We start from the raw sequence: 12382 nt of genomic DNA on the forward strand, positions 1-12382 counted from the left end.
TTTCCGCAAAGCTAAGGATTTTTATTAGTTGACCGTTAATAGGTCTTCAATAATTTGCAAGAAGAGGCTGCTGTTTTCAATATTATTTTGCTCTAAGGCTGCTACATAAAGTTGTAAACCATACAGCGTGTCTATATCTTCGATAACTGTGTATCCGGTATCGAAGGCCTTAAAACTGAGCTCAGAAATGGAGGCGTTTAATAGTTCAGAAATCTTAGAGTGTCTAGAATCCTTTTTTATTTGTACAAAAAGCGAGTCAATAACTTCGGGATGCCCTTCTATTATTTGAAAAAACAGATTGTCTTTCTTTACCAAAACGCCTGTAATGTTATTTCTATCGTTTCTGGTTTGAGTTTCGTTGAATAAAGCTTCAAACTCTAAAAGACTAAGTGAGGGTTTTACAGTACTTGTGTAGCAAATGGTTTTTAACATTTGCCAAATATAAGATTATTAAGTTTTAGTTAAAAGGCTTACGGATAAAAAGATAGAAAGGTTTAAAATGAATAAACCCACGGTAATCAGCCGTGGGTTCTTTCATCAATCAAAAAACGAACAGTTATTTTTGTAACTGTTTGTAATTGTAATTTAGTCGTAATAATATATAATTACTAACCTAAATATGTTTTTAATATTTTACTTCTAGACGTATGTTTTAATCTACGAATAGCTTTTTCTTTAATTTGACGTACACGCTCACGTGTTAGATCGAAAGTTTCTCCAATTTCTTCTAAGGTCATTGGGTGTTGGTTTCCTAAACCAAAGTATAAACGAATAACATCTGCTTCACGAGGTGTTAATGTTTCTAAAGCACGCTCAATTTCTGTACGTAAAGATTCGTGTAATAATTCACGATCTGGATTTGGAGACTCTCCTGAGTTTAATACATCATATAAGTTAGAATCTTCACCTTCAACTAAAGGTGCATCCATACTTACGTGACGTCCAGAGTTTTTCATAGACTCCTTAACATCGTTAATCGTCATATCCAATTCTTTTGCAATTTCTTCAGCAGAAGGTGGACGTTCATGACTTTGCTCTAAAAAGGCAAATGTTTTATTAATCTTGTTAATAGAACCAATTTTATTCAAAGGTAAACGCACAATACGAGATTGCTCTGCTAATGCTTGAAGAATAGATTGACGAATCCACCATACAGCATAAGAGATAAATTTAAAACCACGCGTTTCATCAAAACGTTGTGCGGCTTTAATTAAACCTAAATTACCTTCGTTAATTAAATCTGGTAATGTAAGTCCTTGGTTTTGGTATTGTTTAGCAACCGATACAACGAAACGTAAATTAGCTTTTGTTAACTTCTCTAAAGCGACTTGATCTCCCGCTTTAATGCGTTGTGCTAATTCAACCTCTTCGTCTGCAGTAATTAAATCAACCTTTCCAATTTCTTGAAGATATTTATCCAGCGATGCGGTCTCTCTATTGGTAACCTGCTTGGTAATTTTAAGTTGTCTCATTATAAAGTATGTTGTTTAGGTTCTTTGTTAAGGTATTCAATAGTTATACGTTTATATATCAATAAATGTTACAAAACTTTTAAACTATTTTTTAGGGCGTCTATTATTTAGACTCTAAAAGATGTAAAAAGTCACAATATTTAGTCAGAATAATTTTAAACCATTGGAATTGATTAAAACCTGAATTAAAAAAATCAATAATAACTAAGTGTTATTTAATGGCACAATACGTGTGTTTAGTCAAAGTGTAGGTTGTGGAGTTTTAATAGATAAAGTTGCATGCTTTTTTTCAAAAATTAATAAAGTGGCTCCAAAATTAGATGAGATTTTCATACATTACGCACCTAGGTAATTCTAATATAATAATTGATTTTCACTGTATAAAGAAAATCTTTTAATCCTAACAAGGAACACTTTATATTTGCCGCCAAATTGATTAAACGTTCTAATATTTTATAAGTCCTAGAACAAGTATTAAATCTTGAGAGTTATTAGAAAAAAATAGAGAGCTCTGCGAGAACAACGTTTTTAAGAACGTTTTAAATTAAACCACCAATGAAGAATAATATACTAATTGAAGATCAGTATAAAAGAACCAGTTTGTTTGAAAAAGAAAATGTGAATTATCTGGTTCATGTTTTAAAAAGATTTAATACAGTCCCGAAAATAAACAATATCAATATTATTACCTCTAACAGTGCTCCAGATGTATTTAAAATTGAGCCTAATAAGTCGATTGTAATAGGTTCGTTGTTTTTAAGTAAACCCGTTTTAGCTCTAGTATATTTAAGATATGCTATTGAATGGCAACTGTGGTATAAAGCTTTAGGTACAGACAAAAGTAATACTGTTTTATGTGATATTGCAGCACTTGAAGTTGCTAGAATTTTTTATAAGCTATTACCAAAAGAGGATAAAGAAAAACTAGAACCGCTTAGTTATTTTTTAATAAATTTAATTAAGAATGATAAAAAGGTAAGTGTAGAAGAGGCCATAGAACATGGTGGACTGCAAACTTTACACGGTTTAAATACAAACAATAAAATATATAAAGAATCTTGGAAACCTATTGTTGAAAATTTAGCAAAACCAACAGAGTTTTTGTTAATGGCAGGTGGTGATCTTAGATTAAATATAGATGAAATTGATTTGCTTAATAAATACGGTTGCCGACCATTTCCAAGACCTGATGCTTTTACCTTTGCATCTTCTACGGCAACTAGTGTTTCTAATTTTGCTTTCGATAAAACAGATAAAGCACGTAGTATTCTAATAGGTAATAGCCTGAAAAATGGTTTTGAAGGTACTACTATTGAGTTTTCTGAATTATTAAAAGATAAACTGAAAAGAATATTTAAGTTGAATGAGGCCTGTGAAATTATATTTTCGCCATCAGGAACCGATTCTTCACTTCAAATAGCTGCCATCACTCAAATTATTTCCGATAAGGATATTACTCATGTTTTAGTAGCTTCAGATGAAACGGGTAGTGGTGTGCCTGGCGCATTAAAAGGTTGCCATTTTGAAAATACAACAGCTTTAAATTATCCGGTTACCAAAGGGGATAGAATTGAAGGTTTTAGAGATATCGATTTAATTAAAGTTACTTTAAGAGATGAAAATGGTGCGTTAAAAACAACTGAGCAATTAGATAATGAAATATTTAATGCCATTTCTAAAACCAATGAATTGGGTAGACATGTTGTTTTACATACCATGGATCATTCTAAGCTAGGGTATCAATCACCTAGTGAAGCGATGATGGCCAAATTAAATACTCTAAACAATTTATCGATACAAGTTATTGTAGATGCTGCTCAACTTAGATTAGACCCTAAAGACATGCAGAACTATTTGAACAAAGGTTATATTGTTACCATCACTGGAAGTAAATATTTTACTGGCCCTCCGTATTCTGGAGCATTAATTTTACCAGAAAGTGTTAGTGAATCAATTCAATCTGCTAAAAATAAGTTTCCAGAAGGTTTAACACAATACTATAATAGTTCCGAATGGCCAGCATCTTGGTTTTGCTCACAAGATTTACCAGATGGGTATAATTTTGGCTCTTACATGCGCTGGAATGCCTCTATAGTAGAAATGGAAAGGTATTTTAAAACGCCTATGCTATACCGGAATATGGCTATTGAAATGTTTTGCGATTTTGTAGACGATTCTGTAAAAGATGCTTCTTTTTTAGAACCTCTATACGGAGAGCTTCCAAATGCCAATGCTTATAATAGTAAAGAGTTTGGGATACGAAATATACGTACCATTTTTCCTTTCTTTATTCTTAAAAACGATAAAGCCTTATCGGTAGAAAATGTTAAGAAACTTTATATTTTATTAAATTCAGATTTATCCGATTATTTTAAAGATGCGTCTTTAGAAATTATAAGGCTCGCAGCTCAAAAATGTCATATCGGTCAAGCCGTGAATGTAAAATATGGTAATGATTTCCAAAGTGCTGTATTGCGAATTAGTTTAGGCGCACGTGTTATTTCAGAAAGTTGGGTAAATAGGGATATCAGCTTGTTTTTTAGAAATATTGAATTACAAATGAATCAAATTACCGTGATTATCAAAAAAATAGAATTGATTTTAAGCCATCCTGAATTAATAGAATAGTATGTTAATTTAAAGTGAAAAAAAGCCCAGTAATTAATTTTACTGGGCTTTTTTTGTTTTATAGAATGACTTTTTTAGTCTAAATCTTGGTGTTATATTTTAGATGTAATAAAGTTACCGTTATTTTCTTCAGCTAAAGTTTTCATGAAGTTTAAATCGGCATCATCACCAAAGGCTATAGAGTGAATAATAATATTTTTTGTATTCGCTTTACGTACTTCGTTCAATACAGCCTCAGGGCTACTGTTAGGTAAACCGTCACTCATTAACACTATTTCTTGTACATCTACCATAGATAAAGCCTCTAAAAGGCCGTCTAGCGTATCTGTACCTCCTTTAGCTTTTAAGTTTTTTACAAAAAAGTTAGAAGCCGTTCTCGATACATTATCGGCTACTTTAAATTCTGTAGACTGTTTTGTGACGTTATCACTAAAAGTGAAAACCACGAATTTTTTACCATCAGGTAACCCTTTAATAGCGGGTATTAATTTACGTTTTACGGCCCCCAGTTTTGTAGCTTCATTAGAAACTTGTTTACCTAACAAGTTACCGAATTTACCACCTATAATTTTACTAACTTGATTTCCTGCTGTGTCACCAACTTCGCGCATTACTTGGTCTTTAACAGAGCCTTCATCTATACCTTCCATACTTCCCGAAATATCAATAAGGTAAAGTGTGTTTAGGGTTGATGTTTCTATTTTGTAAAAATCATCAGATTTTTTCATTACATAGCAAGATTGCATTAATGAGCAAACAGCAATTAGAGCAAATACAGTTATAGTCTTTTTCATTTTTTGGAAAATTAAATAGTTGTTTTGTTTTTTGTTAGAAATATGCCTTTTCATTAAGAAAGCAATGGTGTAGAGGGCGTGTGGGTGTTTTTGTTTCTAAGAAGTAAATGTAAATTTATTAAAGATGAAAATTTAGATAAATGAGAATTCACCTTAAAGCATTTAGAAATAGAGTTGTTTTAGAGAGAATTCTAGATGTTTTGTGTTTTGTGTTTTGTGTTTTTTGAAAAGTGAAAAAAGGATGAAGTTTAAAACAGTTCATCAATGTAAGTAAGTAAATTCTTTTTTCTACTTTGAGCTACTGGAATGGCATGGTTTGCATTTAGAACGACTTCCTCACTTCGTTTATTAAAAGAGGTAATGTAATTTAAGTTTATCAAAAAACTTTGGTGAACACGAAAAAAACGATGTTCTTTTAACTTTTCATCAAAAGATTTAAGCGGTTTAGATACCAATATACTTTTGCCATCTATTAGTCGAAAAGAGGTGTAGTTATTATCCGATTTTGCATATAAAACATCCTTTATATCTACAACATGAATAGCTTCTGTTGTTTTTAAAATGAGCTTTTTAGATTGCTCTTTACTAGAAATATTATGCATTAATGTGCTTAACTGCTGCTGGTAATTTGTTTTTTCAAGATCACTCACAACTTTATCTATAGCCAGAATAAGATCTTTTTTTTCATATGGTTTTAATAAGTAATCTAAAGCACTAAACTTAAAAGCATCGATAGCAAACTTAGCATACGAGGTTGTAAAAATGATTTTAAAATCAATGCTATCAAAAAGAGGTAGAAACTCAAAAGCATTACCATCAATTAGAAAAACATCTAAAATGATAAAGTCTGGCTTTAGTTCTTTTATTAGCATTGCGGCTTCTTTAATTGTATTAGAAGTACCAACTATTTTTATGTGTTGATAGGTTTCTATAATAGACGACGCATAGGCAAAGGCCTGCGGATCGTCTTCTACAATAAAACAAGATATAGTTTCCATAGGCAGACAAAGATACTCTATTTACATTGTTGTAAAACTTAAAAGTACTTCGGTGCCGTTGGAAGTTGTTGTTACTTCTATATCACCCTTAAAGTCTTCCGATGATTTGTTGAGGTTTTTTAATTGTTCTTTTATAATTTCCATACTCATAGATTTGTGCAATCGGTTAGAGTCATCTTTTTTGGCTTCAAAACCTTTTCCGTTGTCGGTTATAGAAACGTGTAAAATCGAATCTCGCTTATAGTATTTTACTGAAATAATACCGTTATCATTATTTTTCAAACCATGCAATATGGCATTTTCAACAAAGGGTTGAGTTATTAATGTTGGTAGCATATCAAAATCTTCATCTACAGATTCTTCAATGTTTATTTTGAATGAAAACGTATTGTTGTAATTAAGTAGTTGCAAAGAAAGATAAGATTCGATGGCTGCTTTATCATCTTCAACGGTAATGAAATCGTTATCAGATTTTTCTAAAACCAACCTGATTAATTTCGAATAACTAGTAAGATATGAACTCGATTTTTCTTTGTCATTTTGATGAATAAAATTTTGAATACTTTGTAAAGCATTGAATAAAAAGTGCGGGTTTAATTGCATTTTTCTTAAGCGTTGTTGCAATAGAACCTTGTCTAGTTGTTGCTGTATTTTGTAACTTTTAAATCCAAAATAACCCAAAATGATTATAAGTAAAACAAAAAGAGCTAAGGCTGCAAGTAGGTAATTTTGTTGTTTAATAGTAAGGGCTTGTAGCTTGTTTTCGGTATCTAATATATTAATACGTTGTTCTTTTTTCTCCGACTCGTACTTCTCTGTTAGTTCGGCTACACTTTCTTTTTGCTTTTGGTTAGTAATAGAATCTTTAATTTTATCCTTTAAATCGGCATAATGTAAAGCTGTTTTATATTGCTTTAAGCCGAGGTAAGATTCTTTAAGATTATTGAATATGTAAGATTTTAAAAGACCTTGAGCACCAATGCTAGCACTGTCTAAAAAACTGATGGCTTTTTGATATTCTTGTCTTTTCAGGTAGGCATTACCTATATTATTGTAAGTCACGTTGAGAGTGTTGGTGCTATTAAGTTCTTTTTTTAATGCAATGGCTTTTTTTCCATAAGAAACTGCTTTATTATAATCTGCTCCATCGTTTGTAAAATAGATTGATAAATTATTATAAATAGTAGATAATGTATTTTTAGAGTTATATTTAATAGCAAGTTCTTCTGCTTTAAAAATACTTTCGGTATATTTTTTAAACTGCTTTTCGTTGTAGTAGATATTGCATAAATTAACTAGAATTTGAAGTTTTACAACTTCATCAAAATCACTTAAAGCCAAAGCGCGTTCTAAATAAATTTGAGCATTTTTATAGTTCTTTAATGAAGCGTTAATAGTACCAATGTTAGAATATGTGCTAACAAGCTGCTCTGTTTTTTTTGTTCGCTCTAAAATTCCGGCAGCTTGCACATAAAGTTCTAATGCTTTTTGAAAATCTTGTTTATAATATTGTATAGTTGCTAGGTTGTGTATGGTTAACCCTTTAATGTGTTTTGGCAAAATCTTGGTAAGATTTTCTTGTAGTAAAGAGTCTGATTTAGAAAACTCTTTTTTGAAAATAAGAAGACTACTTTGTTGTAAGTTAGATTTTGCTAACAACGTATCGCTATTAATTAGTTTAGATTTTTCAGCAGCTTTTGTAGCATAGAAATAAGAACTATCAATATTTGTTTGAGCTAGTCCTTTCGATTTTAATAAAAGAGCCTCTACTTGTTGAGGTTCATTAATTTGCTCTTGAGCATTTATAACAGAACTATTAAATGCTATTATTCCACATATTAAAATGAATAATATGTTAGAAATAGGAGTGGGGTGTTTATATTTAATAAAGAGGTTGAGCATATTTTTGGAAACTTAATGCAATATAGAAAAAGCCCTTTAAATTTAAGAGTTTGTAATATCGAGATTTGGAAAATACTAGCATGTAATTTTCATTGTTGGTTTGATAGAAACCTGAATTAATGAACAAAAAAAAATCACAAACTATTAAGCTTGTGATTTTTTAAGAATGGTTGAGTAATTTTATTTCTTCAAGATGTAAAAATAAGATCGTCTGTTTAATTGATGCTCCTCTTGAGTGCATCGAACACCATTACTGCATTTGTTCAGTAATTGTGTTTCTCCATAACCAATAGCACTTTCTATACGCTCTGGTTTAATACCTCTAGAAAGTATATAATCTCTAGTAGATTTTGCTCGCCTATCTGATAGGCTTAAGTTGTATTTATCTCTTCCTCGGCTATCCGTATGCGATTCAATTTTTATAATCATGGTTGGGTTCGCTCTCAATACATCTACAATATTCTCTAACTCGTATTGAGCGTCAAGTCTAATGTTCGATTTATTAAAATCAAAAAAGATAGGCTTAATAACAATTTGATTTCCGACAACTAATGAAGCTAAAAACAAATCTTGTTCAACTTCAATTTCATTTTTATCGCTTGTATTAAAGTTTGCTTTATCGTCTACATATCCTGGTTTACTTCCTACAAGACTATAGTTTTTATTACACTCAAGAGTAAATTCATAAGCTCCATTTTCAGCAGTAACTACTTCTTCAATTATTTTTCCTGTTTCATCTATAAGTTTAACAATGGTGTTGCCTAAAATATCATTGGTGTTTTTATCTCTGGTAGTACCTGTTAAGTTTTGAAAACAGACTTTTGAATATACTGTGTAAATATCATCATTACCAACTCCTCCAGGTCTGTTAGATGAGAAATAACTACGTTTATTCTTATCAGAAGGATCTGCGAAATAAGCAAAATCATCATAACCACTATTGTAAGGCGCACCTAAATTTTGAGGTAGAGATAGGCTGTCTTTAATAATGTTCGATTTAAAAATATCTAACAATCCTAGATTTAAACGACCATCTGAAGAGAAATAGAATGTACTGTCTTGACTTACAAAAGGGAACATTTCTCGGCCTTCAGTATTTATCCTCGGTCCTAAGTTCCTTGGTTCGCTAAATTTATTGTTTGCAAGAATATCAACTTCATAAATATCAGTTTGTCCCAAACCACCTTCTCTATCTGATACAAAAAATAATTTTTTATTGTCAGCACTTAAGCTAGGGTGTCCTGTTGAAAACACTTCGTCGTTAATTGGTAATTCTATAATGTTCGACCATTGGCCATCAATAAGGCTTGCTCTATAAATTTTTAGGTGAGTAGTTCCTTTTTTGTCAAAATTTAATTCGTTCCTTTTTGTTACGTTGTCTCGAGTAAAATACATGGTTTTACCATCGTTCGAAATAGTAATAGTCGCTTCATGGTAATCTGTATTTACTTTAGAAGCTTTAATTAAATGCGGAGCGCCAAATTCTAACTCATAAGCTTTTTCTTTAACAGCAACTTCAAAAATATCTAAAAACGGTTCTTTATTCCAACCGTATTTTTTGTTTTCATCGAGTCTTCTAGAAGAGGCGAAGTATAGTGTGTTGTTTTGTACAAATGAACCGAAATCTGAAAATTTTGAGTTAATCGATAAGTTCTCTACTGTAATATATAACGACTTATCAACGGTGTTAAGTTCTTCGTAATTTAATAAATCTTCAGAATTGTTTTCGCTAATTTTAGTGTCGTCATTTTGAAGTAGTAAATATTTTTTCAACCAAATATCAGCTTCAGCATAATGCCCAATACTCTTTAAAGTTGAAATATATTTAAATAGATATAGTGATGAGATATCATCATATTTATTTACAGCCTTCCCGTACCAAGTGGCCGCTTTTTCCGAATTAGAATTGTTGTAATAACAATCGCCTAAACGTGTTAAAACATGCTCGCTATCATCTCCGTCTTCAAAAGCTTTTTGATATAGTTCGCTTGCTTTTACATAACCATAGTTATCAAAAAACCTATCGGCTAGCTTTACTTGGCCGAACATTATAGAACCGTAAATAGTAAATATAATTAGTAATAAATTTGATTTCATAATATGTTTTTTAGAAGAATCTAGGAGATTTAATACGTTTACTTTTAAAGACTTCGAACATCAGTAAGATCTCATGAGTTCCACTTGTGTACGTGTTTAATTCTGATAGAGGATACTCATAAGCATAACCAATACGCATTTGTTTGGATACTTGTAAATCGGTAATAAAGCCAAGAGCAGCAGCAGATTCGTTAATTCTATAAGAACCACCTAACCAAAATTTATCATTGAACAAAAAGTTAGCCGTCATATCGAAAGACAAAGGCGCTCCGTTTGTTGCTTTAAGTAAAACAGCAGGTTTAAATTTAGTAGTAGCACTTAAATCGAAAACATAACCACCGGTTGCGTAGTAGCTAATACGTTCTAAAGCGACGTAATCGATAGTTCCATTTCTGCCATTATTGTAATCTGTATTTAAAACTCTAGGAGCAGACAGTCCAACATACCATTTGTTGGTGTGTAGATAAAGTCCTAGACCTATATTGGGACTCCATCTATTAGAAACATCATCAAAAAATTGATCGTTAATAACAGTTGGGTCATTCAAAATAGATTGATCAATATGGTATTGTGTAAAACCACCTTTAAGACCAAATGCTAATTTAGCCTTTAAACCTATTGGAAGTGTATATGAGAAATCTCCATATAAATATGAGAAGTTTTCATAACCAAGTTCATCATTGATAAAAGATAAACCTACACCAATACGATCGTTTCTTAATGGGGTATGCATAGATAATGTTTGTGTAGTAGGAGCACCTTCTACGCCAACCCATTGACTTCTATGTAAACCTACAATGCTGAAAGTTTCTCTACTACCAGCGTAAGCAGGGTTTATAGAGATTGTATTATACATATACTGTGTGAATTGGGGTAGCTGTTGTGCTACTCCAATCCAGCTATTGGCCAGTATAAAAATAATGAGTTTTAATTTTAATGACTTCATAATATATTGGGTTTATTTAGAACCTACGTAAAATGCTTTCGCTATAGGTGCCAATCCACTGTTTTTTAGGTTAATAATATAGTAGTATGTTCCGTTTGGTACTTTATCTGCACCGCCTACAGACGATTTATGAGAAGTACCATTCCAGTTATTTTGGTAGTTAGAGTTCTCGTAAATTTTAGCTCCCCATCTGTTGAATATTTTTAAGTCGACAACAAACCCACAAGTTTCTACTCCAGTGATTGTAAAGAATTCATTTTGTGCATCACCATTTGGTGTTACAACTTTTGAAATAACTACATCATCTTTTCCACAAGGAAGAACGATACATTCATCATGAATTTCTATAACAACCTCAGTAGTATTTAAACAACCGTTGTTAGCGTTAGTGTAGCTAAAGATATAATTACCTAACTCTACATTTTCAGGATTGAATGTACTCTCGTCTAAGTTTGCGTTACCTTGAGTAATTGTCCAGGTTCCACCTACTTGGTCATTTTCTAAATAATCATTCAAGTCGATTGTTCCATCATCAGAACAAGCTCTCTCATTAACAGTTGTAATGAAATCGTTTAATGTAACTGAAATTGTTTGCGTATAAGTTGCGATATTATCACAGTCATCATTTACAGTCCATGTTCTTACTATTTCGTAATCTGAAGGATTGCTTTCGTCGAATGAATTTGTTTCTTCAAAAACAACATTTACACTCGATGAGCAGTTATCAGTAAATTCAATTGTAGGAACTTCTGGTACGCTTTCACAATTTACTAACAATGATTCCTCAATGTCAGTTGTTGGAGTAGGAGCTATAGTATCTGCAATAGTTAACGTTGCAACAAGCTCTGTTGTATTGTTGTTTGCATCAGCGATGGTATATATTACAGTAATTGTACCACTAGCGCCACATGTTGAAACTAAGTTATCAAAATCATAGTCTGAAGTAACTTGACCGCTAAATGTTGAATCACAAGCATCGGTAGCACAAAGCTCTAAAGCAGCAATATTAGCATCGTTCCACGTATTAGCAAGGCTTTCATTATCATCCCCAGCACATTCAATAGTTTCATCATTAATAGAACAGTTGATAATGCTTGGAGGCGTAGAATCTGTTATTGATAAATAAACCGTTGCTTGATCACAAGCTTGGTCAGCATTATTATCACAAATACTATAAACGAAAGAATCATTTCCTATAAAGTCTAATGATATAGGAGTATAAGTAAACTCACCTGTGTTAGCATCAATAATAACTGTAACACCTTCAGTAGTTATTACTGTAGTCGTTGTTATTGTTTGCGTATCACCTTCTATATCATTATCGTTTACAAATACATTACCTGTAAGACTTCCACATGTTGAAGCAAAAAAGGCATCATCATTAGCATTAGTTGTATTCGGAGAATCTGTAGGTTGAATCGTTACTGTAACCGTAGCGGTATCACAAAGTGCAGGATTCGCATCATCACAAATGGTGTAAGTGAATGTATCCTCACCAATGAAACCATCATTAGGTGTATAAGTAATTGTTCCGTCAGGATTCAG

9 protein-coding genes are annotated in these 12382 nt (G+C 31.8%); 1 reads left to right on the forward strand and 8 read right to left on the reverse strand.

The annotated features are described in order from the left end of the window. Window positions 1-24: 24 nt before the first annotated feature. Both DFQ06_RS17200 and DFQ06_RS17205 read right to left on the reverse strand, forming a co-directional pair. Window positions 25-432: a BLUF domain-containing protein gene (locus DFQ06_RS17200; RefSeq protein ID WP_052415295.1), complete on the reverse strand. Its 408-nt coding sequence runs from the start codon at window positions 430-432 to the stop codon at window positions 25-27. Between the two features lie 176 nt (window positions 433-608). Further along, window positions 609-1472 carry a sigma-70 family RNA polymerase sigma factor gene (locus DFQ06_RS17205; protein ID WP_042497104.1) on the reverse strand — a complete coding sequence of 288 codons (864 nt, stop codon included), beginning with the start codon at window positions 1470-1472 and terminating at the stop codon, window positions 609-611. A 555-nt stretch (window positions 1473-2027) separates the two neighbouring features. On the opposite strand from DFQ06_RS17205, the gene DFQ06_RS17210 reads away from it, so the two are divergent. Further along, window positions 2028-4100: a hypothetical protein gene (locus DFQ06_RS17210; protein ID WP_074940640.1), complete on the forward strand. Its 2073-nt coding sequence runs from the start codon at window positions 2028-2030 to the stop codon at window positions 4098-4100. Window positions 4101-4192: 92 nt separating this feature from the next. On the opposite strand, the gene DFQ06_RS17215 is transcribed toward DFQ06_RS17210, so the two are convergent. The 6 genes from DFQ06_RS17215 to DFQ06_RS17240 form a co-directional block, all read right to left on the reverse strand. Continuing rightward, window positions 4193-4894 (reverse strand): VWA domain-containing protein, encoded by a 702-nt coding sequence (locus DFQ06_RS17215; protein WP_159140101.1) that lies wholly within the window; start codon window positions 4892-4894, stop codon window positions 4193-4195. 248 nt (window positions 4895-5142) lie between these two features. Next, window positions 5143-5892 carry a LytR/AlgR family response regulator transcription factor gene (locus tag DFQ06_RS17220; RefSeq protein ID WP_074940634.1) on the reverse strand — a complete coding sequence of 250 codons (750 nt, stop codon included), beginning with the start codon at window positions 5890-5892 and terminating at the stop codon, window positions 5143-5145. Window positions 5893-5913: 21 nt separating this feature from the next. After that, window positions 5914-7794, reverse strand: coding sequence for a tetratricopeptide repeat-containing sensor histidine kinase (locus DFQ06_RS17225; RefSeq protein WP_133969091.1), 1881 nt, complete (start codon window positions 7792-7794; stop codon window positions 5914-5916). Between the two features lie 180 nt (window positions 7795-7974). Next, on the reverse strand, window positions 7975-9891 hold the full coding sequence (locus DFQ06_RS17230; RefSeq protein ID WP_042497115.1) for an OmpA family protein: 1917 nt from the start codon (window positions 9889-9891) through the stop codon (window positions 7975-7977). A 10-nt stretch (window positions 9892-9901) separates the two neighbouring features. Further along, complete coding sequence (locus DFQ06_RS17235; protein ID WP_074940631.1) at window positions 9902-10837, reverse strand: PorP/SprF family type IX secretion system membrane protein; 936 nt, start codon at window positions 10835-10837, stop codon at window positions 9902-9904. Between the two features lie 12 nt (window positions 10838-10849). Further along, window positions 10850-12382, reverse strand: a 1533-nt coding sequence (locus tag DFQ06_RS17240) for a T9SS type B sorting domain-containing protein (protein ID WP_166668889.1), incomplete at its 5' end; no start/stop codon positions are given.

Origin of the sequence: Algibacter lectus (genome assembly GCF_004368925.1) — a bacterium.
Classification (GTDB): Bacteria; Bacteroidota; Bacteroidia; order Flavobacteriales; family Flavobacteriaceae; genus Algibacter; species Algibacter lectus.

Coding starts and splice junctions, on each gene's coding strand:
- DFQ06_RS17215 (WP_159140101.1), bottom strand. CDS start 4,894: ATGAAAAAGACTATAACTGTATTTGCTCTAATTGCTGTTTGCTCATTA.
- DFQ06_RS17225 (WP_133969091.1), bottom strand. CDS start 7,794: ATGCTCAACCTCTTTATTAAATATAAACACCCCACTCCTATTTCTAAC.
- DFQ06_RS17205 (WP_042497104.1), bottom strand. CDS start 1,472: ATGAGACAACTTAAAATTACCAAGCAGGTTACCAATAGAGAGACCGCA.
- DFQ06_RS17230 (WP_042497115.1), bottom strand. CDS start 9,891: ATGAAATCAAATTTATTACTAATTATATTTACTATTTACGGTTCTATA.
- DFQ06_RS17210 (WP_074940640.1), top strand. CDS start 2,028: ATGAAGAATAATATACTAATTGAAGATCAGTATAAAAGAACCAGTTTG.
- DFQ06_RS17235 (WP_074940631.1), bottom strand. CDS start 10,837: ATGAAGTCATTAAAATTAAAACTCATTATTTTTATACTGGCCAATAGC.
- DFQ06_RS17200 (WP_052415295.1), bottom strand. CDS start 432: ATGTTAAAAACCATTTGCTACACAAGTACTGTAAAACCCTCACTTAGT.
- DFQ06_RS17220 (WP_074940634.1), bottom strand. CDS start 5,892: ATGGAAACTATATCTTGTTTTATTGTAGAAGACGATCCGCAGGCCTTT.